Consider the following 16,323-nt stretch of genomic DNA (forward strand, 5'->3'; position numbering starts at 1 on the left):
TTAAAAATATCTTGTAATATACTCATAAGACTATTATGCAGGAAACCGACACAAAAAGAAACCCCTAATTCCCCCATGAATGGGGGCTAGGGGGTTGAAGTGTCGAAGACACTTTTTCATATTCAAACAAAAGAAACGGAGGATCAAACAATGGCAACGAAAAAAACGGCGGTGATTCCGGAAGAAGAAATTCTTGCGGCCGCAACGGAAGAAAACATCAATGAACACGCATTACATCAGACTGAAACTGAACCTGAGCCGGATAGAGTGCTCAGCGCTGAAGGGGCGCCCGGAGACGCTGATCCCATCGACATTTGCCAGACTGATTCCGAATCTGCGAATCCCGAAGGGATGCCGATCGAAGACGCCGCGCGCAACACCCCGGAAGCACCGGTATCCCAGACCGGATCGGGCACTGAACTTCCCGGAGAATTTCCGGCCGGATCCGATGAATTAACTGCGCCGGAAGCTCCGGTGTCCCAGACCGATTCCGACTTGGAGGAGAAAAAACCTGAAGAGAGCCCGCCGGCCCGCCGAACCAGAAAACCAAGAGCCAAGAAAAGTGAGTCTGACACAGCAGCGGCAGAACTGTCCGGGGATGCATCCGACGGCGTCGAAGCTCCGGAGAAGAAGCCGCGCAGGCGCGCCGCTGCCAGACCGGCGTCGCCGGTAGTATCCATCGACGAGCGCCCCAGTGTGGAAACGGAAGCGGACAAAGCCCGCAACGATTTGCTGGACTTGGTAGAATCCTTAAAGACCAAACGGATCCTGACCGGGACCATTCAGGGCATCGAGCGCCCCGCTGACCATCCCTCACGTTCTCTTGCAGTCATTTATCATGGCGATATCAAGGTTATTATTCCTGCGGAGGAGGCGGTGGAGCCGCCGGAGGATTTCCGTGGCAGACTTCCGGAGGATGTGCTGCACTACATGGTCACCAAGCGCCTGGGGGCGGAGGTGGATTACATCATCAAGGGCATCGACGCCAAGGCGGGCGTTGCAGTCGGCAGTCGTCTTGAGGCTATGTCCGCCAAGCGCCGCGCGTACTATTTCGGTACAGACCGGGATGGAAACAATCTTCTCTACGAAGGTATCTGTGCGGAAGCTCGCGTCGTATCCGTCATTCGTGCCGGCATCTTCGTGGATCTGTTCGGCCTGGAGCTCTACATCCCGCTTCGTGAGCTGAGCTACCAGCGTATGCTGGATGCGCAGGACAGCTTTCAGCCCGGGCAGCGCATTCTGGTTAAGATCCTGAGCATCGACCGCAGTGACCGAACCCGTATCCGGGTCAGCGCCTCCATCAAGCAGGCCGGCGAGAACCCCTATGAAAAGGCGCTGCGGCGTTATTCTGTGGGCAACCGCTATGTAGGTACTGTCAGTATGGTGGACATGAACGGCGTGTTCGTCTCACTGGACGGCGGCATCGACTGTCTGTGCAGCTATCCTAAGCGCGGGCGCCCGCCCAGAGGCTCTCGCGTAACGGTACGGATTCTGGGCATCAACAACGAATCCAATCGGATCTGGGGCGCGATCACACACATCGCTACCCCGAGATGACTGGAGCGAACAGAAAATGACAAGGAGGTTGAACAACTATGCTTGATTACGATCTGACCCGCGCAGAGCAGGTCAGAAGAACGGATCTTGTGCAAAAAGCCCGCAGGATGATCCTGTCCCACATGAAGGTGGAGGCGGAGGACGAAACTTCGCTGACGCTGGATCACCGCGGCTACTATATGCAGATCTCGTTCTCGCCGCTGCACCCGCTGCTGGTCGTCTGCCTGGCTAAGGCGATCCGAAACCCGGATGGCGCACGAAAACAGCAGCTTGCCAACGAACTGAACCTGCACAGCGTGTTGGGCAGCCACGCCATCAACGAGGACGTCGGCTGTTATTCCTATCGCGCCACCCACTGGCTGGATACGGAGCTCACGCCGGAACGGTTCTTTGAAATACTCAGCCGCTGCGTTGACGAAGCGGATCGTGGCTATTTCAATCTGGCAGGATGAGTATATTGCCGTAATGCTCAGTGCGTATCCGCGTACCGGACAATCCCACCGCCTCCCGGCAGTACCCGGGGAAAGCCTCAAGTGAGAGCCGGGAGCCATACTGCGGCACTCCGGAGTACACCTTACAGCCGTCAAGCCCTCCGGAATCAGAACCAGCCATACTCGAAGAGCCGGCCATGAACGAACCTCATTTGCGCGAAACCGCGGCGTTGGAGTTGGTTTCACCTATGACTCTACCGCAACAGAACGCCGGGATACCCCCATTATCGCCGGAGATATATCCATCCATCCTGCGCGGGATATCAAATCATGGCCGGAACTGAACGCAGCAGACGGCATCATATATTTCTGCGTTTGGGCACTGCCGAGAGCGGACGGACGATACGATCTGTATATCGGCTGCGCCTGAGCCAAACCACATCACGCAGCGAGAAGCGCATCGGAAACGGTGCGCTTCTTTGCTGCAAAAAACAGGAGGTAAAGGACCGATGAAACGTAAAACACTCAAGAAAGCCCTTTCGGCATTCTTGTCCCTGCTCATGTGCATGATGACGCTTTTGTCTATCAGCACACCTGTGTTTGCCGCAACGACGGTAGACGCTTACATGGTGGATTTCCCACGCGACGGTGACAGCAACTACTCTGCGACGGCGTGGGGCCACTCTGCCACGTCTCTGATGGGCGGTTGGCGGTTTCTCAACAGCAAATACACAACGGTGCATAGCATCGGCACCTATAACGGTCAGGTTTCGTATTGCATCGAGCCCGGCATCGGGCAAAATGCCGGCGATACTCTCTCCCACAAGGATGAGACATTTTGGGAAAACTACCCCAGCCATCTCAATCCGACCATTTCCCCGGATACCATCAAGGTCCTGCTTGGCCGGATCATGCAGTATGGCTATCAGGGCAATGTATCCACATCCTGGCGTTCTCAGAACGCCTCGGATGCAGCTGCGTTAAGCCATATAATCGCTACACAGCTGCTGGTCTGGGAGACGGTTGTCGGCGAGCGTGACGCAAGCTTCAACAAGGTGGACCCCTCCGGCTATGGGAAGAGCGCGGTTTGGAGTTATATCCGGGATGAGCATCCGCTTCGCAGCCAGATCCGCTCCTATTATAATTCCATGGCCGCCAGCGTGCAGAGTCACGCAGAGATCCCCAGCTTCTGCGCACGAAGCATTGGCAGCGCACGCAGCTATGAACTCAAATACGACGGCACGCGATATACCGTGACACTGACGGATACCAATGGAGTGCTGTCGAACTTCTCGTTCAGCTCCCCGGAACCCGGAATCAGCTTCTCCCGAAGCGGGAACCGCCTGACAATCACCTCCGATACGCCGATTGCAGGCGATATCCGCGTAAGCGCCGGCAAGACCAACGGCGTGCGAAGCGGTGTGGTCGTCTGGACGGACGGCAACAAAGGCGCCGGCATTCAGGACGTTGTTACCTACGGCGAAAACGTGTCAGATCCTGTCAGCGCCTATCTTCGGCTTGAGATGGAGGCGCTCGGCACCATGCACCTGGTCAAGACCAGCGAGGATGGCGTTGTGGCCGGCATTTCTTTCACGATCTCCGGCAACGGCATTACCAAGACTGTGACTACCGGCCGCGACGGTACGATTGACGTATCTGAACTCATGGCCGGCACCTATACCGTAACAGAAGCGGACATTGAGCGTTATACGCCCCAGACTTCACAGCAGGTCACCATTGTCGGTGGTCAGACCTCGACCGTGACCTTCAACAACGTGCTCAAGCGCGGCGCATTGGAGGTGACCAAGACTTCAGAAGACGGATTCGTTGAGGGCGTAAAGTTTCGCTTGTACGGCAAATCCCTTTCCGGCCTGAGCGTCGATGAGTATGCGGTAACGGACTCCACCGGCGTGGCTAAGTTCCGTAATGTCCTGATTGGCGGCCCATATACCATCGAGGAGGTCGATACGGCCATTCGTTACGTTATCCCTGATCCCCAGTCGGTATCTATCCAGTGGAACCGGGTTGCAGAGCGCAGCTTTGCCAATATCCTCAAAAAGTTTACCGTGACCGTAACCAAGACGGACGCAGAAACCGGAACACCGCAGGGCGACGCCACGCTGTCAGGCGCTAAATACGGGATCTACAAGGGTGGGAATCTTGTCGATGTGTATTACACAGACGCCAATGGTCAGTTCACCAGCAAAGAGTATATCTGCGATACCGACTGGACGATCCGTGAAATGGAACCCTCGGAGGGGTACCTCCTCGATACGACGGAACACGCCGTTGGTGCAGCGCCCGGTCAGTATACGGTTGAACACAATACAACGGCTAACGCCGTGACCGAAACGGTAATCAAGGGCAGCATCCGCCTGATCAAGCATATTGATGCGGAACTGGAAAACCCCGAGAACGCGCCAACCCCGCAGGCGGAGGCTGAGATCCCCGCGGCAACGGACCCCACCGCGCCGGAAGGCTCCGCATATTTTGTTAGCCCGGACGCTGCCGCACCGGAGGATGCGCAGGGAACTGCAGCTTCCGATGATGCAAAGGACGCAGCCGAACCGGCAGCGGAAGAAACACAAATGCCCAATCAAGCCGACATGGAAACGCCGGCCGAGTCTGAGTCGGAAGCAGCCGATACGCTGATTCCCGGTCAGAATGAAGCGGAGCCGGAGCCCGGAAACGGATCTGTACCGACGGCGGAGTTCAAGCCCTCCGGCAATGCAGGCATTATCGAGCAGCCGGAAGCAGGCGCGATGTTCCAGCTTTATCTCTCCGGTGCCGGAAGCTATGACGCAGCCAAAGATAGCGAGCGCGATCTGCTCGTGACGGATGAAAACGGCGTGGCGCTTTCCAAGGATCTGCCTTACGGCCGCTATACCGTACACCAGATCGAGGGTCGGGAAGGACAGGCCTTTGTTCCGGACTTCACCGTATTCATCAGCTCCAACGGACACCTATACTCCTATATCCTGAACAACCAGACCATCACCAGCTTTGTCCGCGTGGAAAAACGCGATGCTGAGACCGGAAAGATCATTCCGGCAGCGGGCATCGGTTTTCAGGTCAGAGACCTGACCTCCGGTGAACTGATTTCACAGACCGTCTATTATCCGGCTCCGGTGACCATCTCCACATTCTATACCGCAGACGATGGCACGCTGATGCTCCCCTGCGAGCTGCCCTACGGCCGCTATGAGCTGATCGAGGTGACAACCTGCCATGGCTATGTGCTGGATACCGCCCCGGTTCCGTTTACCGTGGATGGGTCAGAGGCTGTCGTGACAGTTACAAAGTCCAACATGGCGCAAAAAGGCGTCATCCGCATCCGAAAGGCCGGCGAGGTCTTCAGCAGCGTTGTAAACGAGGGATCCATCTTCCGGCCTGTATATGAGAATGCCGGACTTCCGGGCGCAGTTTTTGATATCGCTGCTGCGGAGGATATTTACACCCCCGACGGAACCTTGCGCGCAAAGGCCGGAGATATTGTAGACACCGTCACCACGCAATCGGACGGCATGGCCGCCAGTAAGGCACTCTACCTTGGCAAGTATGTGATCACCGAGAAGCAAGCTCCGCACGGCATGGCACTTCAGACCGAACCGCATACGGTTGAGCTGGTATATGCCGGACAGGAGGTTACGGTCACCGAGCTTCGGGCAGATATGTACAATGAACGCCAGCGTGTTGAGATCAGTCTGGTAAAGACCATGGAAACGGATACGCTGTTCGGCATTGGCCAAAGAGACGAGCTCACGCACGTTACATTCGGCCTTTATGCCGCGGAGAAGCTTGTGGCAGCTGATGGCAGCAGCATCCCGCAGGACGGCCTGATCGAGATGGTGTCCTTGAATAAAGACGGAAAAGCGACGTGCAAGACGGATCTCCCCTTTGGACGCTTCTACCTGCAGGAGATATCTACCGACAGCCATTACCAGCTTGGCGATACGAAGTATCCGGTGTCGTTTGACTATGCCGGGCAAGACAAGAAGCTTGTCAAGCTGATTGCCAACGAGGGCGCAGCCATTGAGAATAAGCTGATCTACGGCTCCGTTTCGGGTCTGAAGGTTGATGCAAACGATAAGCCACTCTCCGGTGCAGTCATGGGTCTGTTTGCTGCATCCGAAACGAGATTCACGAAGGATACCGCACTGCTGACAGCCGTATCCGCCGAGGATGGCAGATTCCGCTTCGAAAAGATCCCCGCCGGCAACTGGCTCGTGCGCGAGATCGAGCAGCCCAAGGGCTTCGTTCTGAACGAAGAGCTGTTCCCGGTAACGGTCAAGGAGCAGGGACAGGTCATTGAGATCAAGATTGAGAACAAACTAATCCGCGGCAGCGTCACGCTGACAAAGTATGACGCAGACTATCCCGAGAATAAACTCAGCGGCGCGGTATTCGAGGTCTACCGTGATGTTAACGGGAACAAGGCGCTGGACAAGGACGATGTATTGCTCGGCACCATGGAGGAGTCCTCTGCCGGCGTTTACTGGATGAAGAATCTGGAGTACGGCGGCGTACTGGTAAGGGAGAAAACCGCACCGGAGGGCTTTATTCCGGACGAGAAAGCCTACTATGTGGAGATCGATACCGACGGAAAAACCTACACCGTTGAGAACGAAGCCGGAAAGGGCTTTATCAACCATGCTCTGAAGGGCTCCCTCAAGATTATTAAGACCACCAGCGACGGAAAGAGAGAGGGCTTTGCGTTCCGCATCACCGGCGCCAACGGCTACGATATGACGTTTACGACCGACGCCAAGGGCGAAATCTTCATTGAGAAGCTGCGCATCGGCGAGTATACCGTCACGGAGCTGAAAAACAGCGCCAGCGAAGGGTACAAGATCGCAGACCCCGTCAAAATCACGCTTGTTGCAAACGAAACGCTGACGGTAAAGATCCATAACGACAAGACGAAGGTGGATGTTCCCAAGACCGGAGACGACACCGATCTTATGCTCTGGATCTCACTGCTCGGGCTTGCGGCGGCAGGAGCGGGCTGCACAGCGTTTTTCTACCTGAAAAAGCGCAGAACGGGCAAGCATATTGCCATGAAGAAGTAAATAACACCAATCCGGGGATACGCTTGAACGCGCATCCCCGGATTCGTTATGGAGGAACGATATGAAAAACGACAGGCGTAGAAGAAATCGGCCGCGGAACCGTGAGAAGAAGGGCGTCAAGCAGTCCCCGGGCAAGGAATGCCGGCACGTATGGTCGGGCGGCGTATGCCTTAAATGCGGGTGCTTGCAGCAAAACCCGCGCTCAAACAGTGAAAAACTGCCCGCAGGACAAAATCATGCGGGCAGTACAGATCTCAGAGATAGTTGATGGGAAGAGCATGACCGAAGCTTTTTACAAAATCAGTCTGGCGTAAACGCAAGTTGCTCCACCCGGCTGTGCCCGCTGCCGGAGAGCTTATACAAGAAGCCGAAAGCATCCACGTCTTTCTCCTGTGGGCCGATGGGCTTTTTCATCCCCAGCGGACATGGTGTCCCTTTCTCAGTTATTGCCGGTGATGAACGTAGTATTGAAAGAGCATTGCAATCAGAATTCTTCATGCTATAATATACCCACATCACTCGTGAGGCTATGACTGACTGCGCTCAGACCAAAGGATAATTGGTGCACGGTTGTAAACGGGTGCAGAAGGAGGAATAAAGTCTATGACAAAGAAAGAGCTTGTTTCTTATGTGGCTGAAAAGGCCAATCTCAGCAAAAAGGACGCGGAAATAGCGGTCAATTCCGTATTTGACGGCATCACGGAAGCTCTGAAAACCGACGGCAAGATCCAACTGGTCGGCTTCGGCAGTTTTGAAGTGAAGGAGCGCGCCGCGAGGATGGGCAAAAACCCGGCTACCGGCGAAACGATTGAGATCCCAGCCGGCAAATCCCCTTCCTTTAAGGCGGGAAAGGCGCTCAAGGACACGATCAAGTAAAAACAAAATACAGCATCAGAGAGGACGGCTTGAGAAATCAGGCCGTCTTTTTCTATGCAAATTACAGGAGGTCATTATGAAAAAGATGAAAACAGGCATCGGCGTAATGCTGGCGCTATTGTGCTGCATCCTCATGTGTACAGGCGTTGTCTATGCTACCGGCGATGACACGGACGGCACGGAGCTTCAAGTCGCGCAGCCCGTCATCCTTGAGGTACAGCTTGGCCCCCAATGGGCGGGTGTTGAATTCCAGCTCAAAACGGATGCAGGCCTTTATCCGGGCACGATTGCCGTGGGGCAGGACGGGATTTTACGAACCGAGCTGGGCAATAGCGGCAGCTACGTCCTTTCTTGCCTGACTCTAAATGCCGCCGTGCCGGCGCCGGGCGATATCCCAAGTCCTGATGTGACGCAACAAGAACAGGAGCCGCTGACAACAGGCAGTGCGGAGAACTCGGACGCCGCTTCGCAGAATGTGCAAGAGCAGGATTCGGGCCATCCTACCGTCGGCGGGATTCCCGTGATGCACATTATCCTGTTTGTCGGAGGGCTCCTTCTTGCGGCAGGTTCGCTGGTCGCCATGCGCTTTATTCGGAACCGGCGCCCATCAGAACGCTCGCCGTATGATCCGGACGATGAGGACGATGACGAGGATGAATACGAATATTGACATCGCCATTCTGGAGAGCGCGGGCAGTTTAGAGAGGTGTATCTTTCCTCCAGACCGGTTCTGAATCGCAAAATACAAAACTTTTAGAAATATTATAATAAAATAATTAAAAACATTACTTTAGGGCTTGACTTTTGGATCCTGATATGTTAAGCTGTAACCGTGGCAGGGGCTTGCACTCAGGCTTTCAGTACTTCGGAAGAGCTCCCGGAGTTAGACTCTCCCCGCGGGAGAGAAACTGTTACGGATTTGCGCACTGAGCGATCCATACGGTGCAAGCCACAACTGAACTCATTGGCCGGAAAGCTGCTTTGATGACAGGAACGTGCTCGGTATGTAGAAACCGACTTTGCCGTCCTTGGTTTTCATGCAGTTTTCCGGCCTTTCTCTATATCCTGACGGAGGTGAAAGGAACCGTGAAACACAAGAAAAGGAAGAAAGGAATCAACCCGTCCGCCATGCGCTGTCAGTATTGCGGCGGCACCGTTGTGCTGCGCTCCGCAGACGGCATCTACCATGAGAACCACAGCCATACCATGCTCTATGTTTGCAGCAATTATCCGCGGTGTGACGCTTATGTCCGCACCCATCCGGGCACGAATATCCCCGTCGGCACATTGGCTAACCGCGAGCTGCGCACGCTTCGGAATCAGGCGCACCACTATTTCGACCAACTCTATCTAAGCGGTTTGATGAGTAAGCAGGACGCCTACCTGTGGCTGGCAGGGCTTCTGCAGGTACCGCTTTCCAAAGCGCACATTGGCTTTCTCGGTGAATATTACTGCAACGAGGTCATCGCCGAAAGCAAGAAGCTCCTGGAGCGGCGCAGGAAACAACAGCCGGCCGGATTTCGCCCATGCAAAGGAGGCGAAGCATCATGACGCTTACACAACCCCAGCAGAGAAAAGTGGAGCAAAACCTCGGCCTGGTCGGGAAGGTGATCAAGGACAAGGTCCATAATCCCGGTCAAAACATTATCTACAGTTACGATGACCTCTATCAGATCGGCTGCATTGGCCTCTGCAAGGCGGCATACAGCGATAAGGGAGGATGCTTCTCTACGTATGCATACAGGCTAATCTGGAACGAGATATGCACGGCGTTAATCTATGCCAACCGTCGGGCGGCAAAGGAGTGTGAGCTGATCCCGGAGGTGCTCGGGAAAGAAGATAGTTTAGACGAGCATCACGAACTGAGTATGATACTTGACCGACTGGAGGCCAACGCTTCCGAGGCGATGGCGAAAGGCATCCGGGCGATCCGTCTCAGCGCCGAAGGCTATTCCCACGCGGAAATCGGCAGCATACTCGGGGAAAGCGACAAATGTGTCGCCGCCCGAATCTCCCGAACCAGGAAATATCTCAGGTCGCATCCGGACCTTGCGGCATTCTGATTTATGCACAATTGAAAATGATACAGCAAACCCGCCCTCCCCAGTATAAACACTGCGGAGGGCGGGTTTTGCATTTTGGAGGAAGTTATGAAACTCTTCAAGAATAACCGCTGGCTGCTTATCCCGATCCTGTCCTCGCTCCTGCTGCTTGTCCTTATGAAAACAGTGCTCTTTCTCGGATATGTCCCGACTGAGTCCATGGAACCGACACTGAAGAAAGACTCATTTATTCTGGGGACACGGCTGTACGGAGATTTGACCGATGGGGATATTATCATTTTTGAGCGGGATGGGAGGCTTCTTGTAAAGCGAATTACGGCATCCGGCGGCGAAGCTGTCGTTCGGAATGGCATTACGCTGATTGTGCCGGAAAACTGTTATTACGTTCAGGGCGACAATGCCAACCACTCCTATGATTCCCGCTTCTGGTCGGATCCGTTTGTAAAGGAGAGCAGCATAAAGGCAAAGCTGCTGGGCTGATTCTTTATTCTACTGTTAGGGCTTTTGCAAGAGGAATTATTCATGCGGTTCTATCAAATTCGACTGAATAATCCTTTATGTTATAGCTCTGCATTTTTACAACTCCCTCCATAGTAGTTTTTCAAACTTGCTGGCGGCGGACGGTTCTCAAAACCGTCTCTGCGGACGGCAAGTCCACAGGGAATAACCGCATAAGCGGTGCAAGGGGGTGTAGCCACCTTGACGGAACGAAGTGACGAAACATTCTCGGTCATGCAGTTTTCTTCTGCTGACGGAGAATATTGTACATTATCTTTCCTTATCCCTTATAGATCGTCCACCAGTGCGGTGCTCTTGGCGTAGGCGGTGCTGCGCGCCTCAAAGAAATCCGTCTTGACCATGTTGGCGTCGGCGTACTGGCTGACCCATGCCATGCTCTCAGGCTCACTCTCATAGCCGGGATACAACGCCGAATAGCCGAGGCTTGTCCAGCGGAGATTGCCGAGGTAGCGGATGTAATCTGTGACCATCCGGCGGTTCAGCCCCGGCACCTCGTCCCCGATGACATAATGCCCCCACGCGATCTCCTGTTCCACGCCCTCCAGCATCATTTCCCGAAGCGCCTGCACGTTTTCCGCCGTGAACAGCTCCGGCTGCTCCTTCTGTAGCTCCAAAATAATGTTGCGAAACAGCCACAGGTGGGTGTTCTCGTCCCGGTTAATGTAGCGGATCTCCTGTGCCGAGCCGGGCATCTTGCCATTGCGTGAAAGGTTGTAGAAGAACATGAAGCCACTGTAAAAATAGATGCCCTCCAAAATGAAGTTGGCCATCATCACGCGCAGCAGCGTAGGGGCGTCCTTTTGCTCCTGGAACTCGTTGTAGCAGTTCCCAATGAAGGTGTTGCGCCGCAGAAGGTGCTCGTCGGTCTTCCACTGGTAGAGGATGTCGTTGCGCTCCACGGGGGAGCAGATGGTGTCCAGCATATAGCTATAGCTCTGGGAGTGGACGCACTCCTGAAACGCCTGAATGGACAGGCAGAGATTGACCTCGTTGGCGGTAATATACGCGCCGATGTTGGGCAGATTCGCCGTCTGGATGGAGTCCAGAAAGACGAGAAAGCTTAAAATTTTGTCGTAGGCCGTGCGCTCGGCCGGCAGCAGGCGGGGATAGTCCTTCACATCCTGCGAGAGATTGATCTCCTCCGGAATCCAGAAATTGTTCATGGCCTGCCGGTACCAGTCGCTGACCCACGGATACTTCATGTTGTTGAAATCGTTGAGGTTCGTTGTGTTGCCGCCGATCATCCGCCGCAGCCGCACGTCGATGTCACCCTCCGGATTAAAAAGTGGCTTTTTCTTCAGTTCTACCATGGTACTGCTCCTCCCTATGACGCGCAGCTTTCGCAGTCCTCCACCTCAAGGGACTTGCTGCGGATGTAGTAGATCGTCTTGACGCCGCTGTGCCACGCATCCAGATACAGCGCCAGTACCTGCCGCATGGTGTAGTTGTTGGTGATATACAGGTTCATGCTCTGTGCCTGATCGATGTGCCGCTGGCGCACGCCTGCGGCCCGTACCGACCAGCTTTGGTCGATGAGGTGAGCCGCCTTATAGTACCACCATGTATCCAGCGACAGCTCCGGGGCCACGCGGGGCAGGATGCTGCCCTTCTTCTCCTCTAAAAAGAAGCGCCTCATGACCGGGTCGATCCCAGCCGTAGTGCCGGAGAGGATGGAGGTGCTGGAGGTGGGGGCGACGGCCAGCAGGTAGGCGTTGCGCATCCCCTGCGCTGCCACCGTTTCGGCAAGCACCTGCCACTTGTCGGAGGTGTAGCCCCGCTTCTCAAAATACGCGCCGGTCTGCCAGTCGCTGCCCTCAAACAGCGCATAGCAGCCCTTTTCCCGTGCCAGTGCCGTGTCCGCCCGGATGGCGGCATAATTGATGCGCTCAAACACCGCGTCGGCGAAGGCGAGATGCTCCTCGCTCTCCCAGCGGATGCCGCGCTTTGCCAGCATGTGGTGATAGCCGCTGACGCCAAGGCCGATGCTGCGGTATTTGTGGTTCGTGAGCCGGGCGTATTCCAGCGGGTAGAAGTTCAGGTCGATGACGTTGTCCAGCGCGCGGATGGCCGTCTCCACCGTACGCTCCAAGTAGGCCTCGTCCTCCACGGGAAGATTTCCGAGGGAGAGGCTGGCCAGATTGCAGACCACGAACTCGCCGGGGCGGGTGACCGTCACCACCACCGTATCGCCGTTCTCCGTCCGCACCTCGGTGCTGATATGCTCAATGGGCGCCATATTCTGGGCGATCTCTGTGCAGAGGTTGGAGCAGTAGATCATGCCCGCATGGCCGTTGGGGTTCATGCGGTTGACGGCGTCGCGGTAAAATGCGAAGGGCGTGCCGGTCTCCACCGCCGAGCGCAGCACCAGCCGCACGATATCCTTGACGGTGACGGTGCGCTTTTCGATGCGGGGGTCACTGACGCAGTCCAGATACCGTTTCTCCCACTCCTCGCCCCAATAGTCCTCCAGCGCGTAGCCCTTGACGGTGAGGATATCGTGGGGACACATGAGATGCCACGGCGCGTCAAGATTTTTCTCCGCCAATTTCCAGAACAGATCGGGATAGCACACGGCAGGAAACACGTCGTGCGCCTTCATGCGGTCGTCGCCGTTGTTGGTGCGCAGCTGCAAAAACTCAGGGAGATCCTTGTGCCACGCATCTAAGTAGACCGCCACTGCGCCCTGCCGCATACCCAGCTGATCCACGGCGACGGCAGTGTCGTTCACCAGCCGGATCCAGCGGATGACGCCGCCCGCCGCACCCTGAAAGCCCCGGATGGCACTGCCGGTGGCCCGTACCTTGCCAAAGTACAGCCCCATGCCTCCACCGAACTTGGACACCTTTGCAAAATTGTCAACGGAGCGGTAGATGCCGTCCAGACTGTCCGGCACCGTGTCGATAAAGCAGCTGGAAAGCTGGTGATGGGGCTTTCGTGCGTTGGACATGGTGGGTGTGGCCATGGTGACCTCCATGCGGCTGAGCATATCGTAAAACCGCCTGACCCAGCCCATGCGGTCAGAGGCCTCATTCATGGCAAGGTGGAGCGCGATGCCCAGGAACATCTCCTGCGGCGTTTCCAACGGCTCACGGCTGCGGGACTGGATGACGTATCGCTTGAGCAGCAGGTCAAGGCCGGAATAGGTGAACAGCGTGTCCCGCTCCGGGCATAGAAAGCCCTCCGCAGTGTCGATCTCCTCACGGGAATAGCGGGCGAGGATATAGTCGCCGTACAGCCCCTTATCCGTCAGATAGCGGAGCTTTTCATACAGGCCTTTCACACCGCGCTCTGTCCACCGCGAGGCATTGCGCTTGGAAAAGGTGTGATTCAAAAGCCGTGCCGCGATGAACTCCCATTTGGGCGCCTCCACTGTGGTCAGTTCCACCGCCGCCTTGGTAAGGGCTTCCATTTTCGCTTCCATGGTCATGGCGGGCTTGCAGAAGCTCTCAAATTTCAACTGCAAGGCGCTGAGGGGATAAACCTCTTCTTCGAAATCCCTCTGGATCTGTCGTAGGAGGTCCTCAAGGGCATCATCCCCCACCTCGCGGGCGAGGTCTGCGCGGACGCGGCGCAGGGCGGCGCGCTTTTCACGGTACAAAATATATGCCTTTGCTACCGCATAGTGTCCGCACTCCATGAGTACGCGCTCCACCTCATCCTGTACACGCTCCACGGTCAGCCCACTGTTTTCCGGCAGGCGCTTGAGCACGACAGACAGCATTTCATCGAGCACCCGGTCGTCTATCTCCTGCCCTTGGCCGGAAAATGCCTTTTTCATGGCGTTCAGGATCTTTTCTTCTTGAAACGGGACAACTTCGCCCGTTCGCTTTCTGATATTCATCGGCGACCTCCTTTACATTAACCATCAATTTGCTCCATAACATCAAAATGGTTTTTCTCATACCGGATAAGCCCGTCCCGCCGCATGAGGGACAGCTCGTTGGAAAGCGCGCTGCGCTCTACGCTGAGATAATCCGCCAGCTGCTGGCGGTTGTAGGGAATATCAAAGGAATAGCTGCCGGTGCGCTTGATACACTCCGAAAAGTAGGACAGCAGCCGCTTTCGAATGGACTTGGGGCCGGTGTGCAGCACCCGGCGGGAGAGCTGCAAATTCTTCTCCGAGCAAAGCGTCAGCAGGTTCCGCACAAGCCGTACATGGCGCGGGCAGACATTGGCGCAGGGTTCCAGTACGCGCCTGATATTCAGCAGCAGCGCTCGCGTATCCTCGGCGGCGGTCACGTTGACCATCAGCGGCTCGCCCGGTACGCAGGCGTACGCCTCCGCAAAGACGCCACCGGGTCCGATACTGCTCAGGACGCTGTTATTGCCCCACACGTCCCCCATCTCAATGATGACTCGGCCGGAGAGCACCACGCCAATCTGCTCCGTGGCAACCCCCTCCGGGAAAATAATCTCGCCCTTTTGAAAGGCGTGCTCCTTCGCGTGCAGGCAACCGAGCATTTCCTCAATGTCCGACGGCTCCATTCCGCGAAAAAGCCGTGTGTTTGCTAAATTGATCTGCATATTTTTCGCCTCCATGTTGGTGTGCCAACGGACTTTCATAAATTATGATAGTAGAATAAAATCACAAAGTCAAGAGAAACCGCAAGGGGGTATCAAAATGATTCGAAGGATCATCCAGATCGATCAGGAAAAATGCAACGGCTGCGGCGCCTGCGCCGAGGCGTGTCACGAGGGCGCCATCGCCATGGTGGATGGCAAGGCGCGGCTCATGCGGGACGACTACTGCGATGGGCTGGGAGACTGTCTGCCCACCTGCCCCACCGGGGCCATTACCTTTGTGGAGCGGGAGGCCGCCGCCTACGATGAAAAAGCCGTCATGGAGAACAAGCAGCGGAAAATGCGGGAGCAGGGCATGACGTTGCCCTGCGGCTGCCCCGGCAGCCAGTCCCGGAATATTCAGCGGCAGGACGCGCCCGCCGTGGAAACGCCGCAAGCGCAGCAGACGAGCCGCCTTTCCCAGTGGCCGGTGCAGATCAAGCTGGTGCCGGTGAACGCACCGTATTTCGACGGCGCGCGGCTCCTCATCGCTGCCGACTGCACCGCCTATGCCTACGCCGCCTTCCATGAGCGGTTCATCAAGGGGCACATCACCCTGATGGGCTGCCCCAAGCTGGACAGCGTGGACTATTCCGAAAAGCTGACGGAGATCATCCGGGAGAACAACATCAAAAGCGTCACCGTCGTGCGGATGGAGGTGCCCTGCTGCGGCGGGCTGGAGCTGGCGGCGAAAAAGGCGCTCCAACAGAGCGGGAAATTTATCCCGTGGCAGGTCGTCACCGTCACGGTGGACGGTCGGCTGAAGGAAGAATGATAAACTCATCAGAAAAAAGAAAGGAAGAAGCACAATGAAGTATGTATGCAGTCTTTGCGGTTGGGAATACGACGAGAGCGCGGGTTACCCGGAGGGCGGCATCGCTCCCGGTACGCCGTGGAGCGAGGTGCCGGAGGATTTTGAGTGCCCCCTGTGCGGCGTGGGTAAGGATTCCTTCGAAGAGGCGTGAGCTTTCTGCAAGAGAGGCAAAGACTATGAGTTATGAAAACTGGAAGGACAAAATCAGCGCATTCGAAGTGATGGACGTGCGGGGCAAAAAGATGGACTTCTTCCCCGCATTGAAGGCAAAGGCTGCCGCGCTGAAAAATGGCGAAGGACTGCATATCATCCAGACCTTCGAGCCTGTTCCCCTGTACCCGGTGCTGGCCCTTATGGGCTTTGAGCGTCACACGGAGAAGGTGAGCGGCAGTGAATATCACGTCTGGTTTTATCGAGTGAGGAAAGGAGAATAA

Annotated in this window: 14 protein-coding genes; 11 read left to right on the forward strand and 3 right to left on the reverse strand. The window is 55.9% G+C overall.

The genetic code is table 11. The features are described from left to right. Positions 1-150: 150 nt before the first annotated feature. The 8 genes from ABC831_RS09890 to ABC831_RS09925 all read left to right on the forward strand — a co-directional run bounded on the left by ABC831_RS09890 (position 151) and on the right by ABC831_RS09925 (position 10,476). Positions 151-1,557 (forward strand): S1 RNA-binding domain-containing protein, encoded by a 1,407-nt coding sequence (locus ABC831_RS09890; protein WP_343247985.1) that lies wholly within the window; start codon positions 151-153, stop codon positions 1,555-1,557. A gap of 38 nt (positions 1,558-1,595) precedes the next feature. Next, complete coding sequence (locus ABC831_RS09895; protein ID WP_343247986.1) at positions 1,596-2,009, forward strand: hypothetical protein; 414 nt, start codon at positions 1,596-1,598, stop codon at positions 2,007-2,009. A gap of 716 nt (positions 2,010-2,725) precedes the next feature. After that, the gene (locus tag ABC831_RS09900; protein WP_343247987.1) at positions 2,726-7,057 is read left to right on the forward strand and encodes a SpaA isopeptide-forming pilin-related protein; all 4,332 of its coding nucleotides are present in this window, start codon (positions 2,726-2,728) and stop codon (positions 7,055-7,057) included. A gap of 603 nt (positions 7,058-7,660) precedes the next feature. Further along, complete coding sequence (locus ABC831_RS09905) at positions 7,661-7,933, forward strand: HU family DNA-binding protein (RefSeq protein ID WP_069431245.1); 273 nt, start codon at positions 7,661-7,663, stop codon at positions 7,931-7,933. 76 nt (positions 7,934-8,009) lie between these two features. Beyond that, positions 8,010-8,603, forward strand: a complete 594-nt coding sequence (locus ABC831_RS09910; RefSeq protein ID WP_343247988.1) for a hypothetical protein — start codon at positions 8,010-8,012, stop codon at positions 8,601-8,603. Between the two features lie 416 nt (positions 8,604-9,019). After that, complete coding sequence (locus tag ABC831_RS09915) at positions 9,020-9,484, forward strand: zinc-finger-containing protein (RefSeq protein ID WP_302927870.1); 465 nt, start codon at positions 9,020-9,022, stop codon at positions 9,482-9,484. Further along, positions 9,481-9,996: a sigma-70 family RNA polymerase sigma factor gene (locus tag ABC831_RS09920; RefSeq protein ID WP_343247989.1), complete on the forward strand. Its 516-nt coding sequence runs from the start codon at positions 9,481-9,483 to the stop codon at positions 9,994-9,996. Before ABC831_RS09915 ends, ABC831_RS09920 begins: the two co-directional genes overlap by 4 nt. 87 nt (positions 9,997-10,083) lie before the next feature. Beyond that, positions 10,084-10,476: a S26 family signal peptidase gene (locus ABC831_RS09925; protein ID WP_343247990.1), complete on the forward strand. Its 393-nt coding sequence runs from the start codon at positions 10,084-10,086 to the stop codon at positions 10,474-10,476. 305 nt (positions 10,477-10,781) lie between these two features. On the opposite strand, the gene ABC831_RS09930 is transcribed toward ABC831_RS09925, so the two are convergent. The 3 genes from ABC831_RS09930 to ABC831_RS09940 are packed head-to-tail and all read right to left on the reverse strand — an operon-like array spanning position 10,782 to position 15,033. Beyond that, positions 10,782-11,825 carry a ribonucleotide-diphosphate reductase subunit beta gene (locus tag ABC831_RS09930; protein WP_343247991.1) on the reverse strand — a complete coding sequence of 348 codons (1,044 nt, stop codon included), beginning with the start codon at positions 11,823-11,825 and terminating at the stop codon, positions 10,782-10,784. Between the two features lie 14 nt (positions 11,826-11,839). Further along, complete coding sequence (locus ABC831_RS09935) at positions 11,840-14,356, reverse strand: ribonucleoside-diphosphate reductase subunit alpha (protein ID WP_343247992.1); 2,517 nt, start codon at positions 14,354-14,356, stop codon at positions 11,840-11,842. A 17-nt stretch (positions 14,357-14,373) separates the two neighbouring features. Next, the gene (locus tag ABC831_RS09940; protein ID WP_343248145.1) at positions 14,374-15,033 is read right to left on the reverse strand and encodes a Crp/Fnr family transcriptional regulator; all 660 of its coding nucleotides are present in this window, start codon (positions 15,031-15,033) and stop codon (positions 14,374-14,376) included. A 103-nt stretch (positions 15,034-15,136) separates the two neighbouring features. On the opposite strand from ABC831_RS09940, the gene ABC831_RS09945 reads away from it, so the two are divergent. From ABC831_RS09945 to ABC831_RS09955, 3 genes are read left to right on the forward strand one after another with little or no spacing between them, the layout of a single operon-like run. Continuing rightward, positions 15,137-15,850 carry an ATP-binding protein gene (locus tag ABC831_RS09945; protein ID WP_343247993.1) on the forward strand — a complete coding sequence of 238 codons (714 nt, stop codon included), beginning with the start codon at positions 15,137-15,139 and terminating at the stop codon, positions 15,848-15,850. Between the two features lie 34 nt (positions 15,851-15,884). Continuing rightward, on the forward strand, positions 15,885-16,040 hold the full coding sequence (locus ABC831_RS09950) for a rubredoxin (protein ID WP_154024935.1): 156 nt from the start codon (positions 15,885-15,887) through the stop codon (positions 16,038-16,040). Between the two features lie 25 nt (positions 16,041-16,065). Next, positions 16,066-16,323 carry a DUF2249 domain-containing protein gene (locus ABC831_RS09955; RefSeq protein WP_343247994.1) on the forward strand — a complete coding sequence of 86 codons (258 nt, stop codon included), beginning with the start codon at positions 16,066-16,068 and terminating at the stop codon, positions 16,321-16,323.

The sequence above is a fragment of the Diplocloster hominis genome (assembly GCF_032380655.1).
Classification (GTDB): domain Bacteria; phylum Bacillota; class Clostridia; order Lachnospirales; family Lachnospiraceae; genus Diplocloster; species Diplocloster hominis.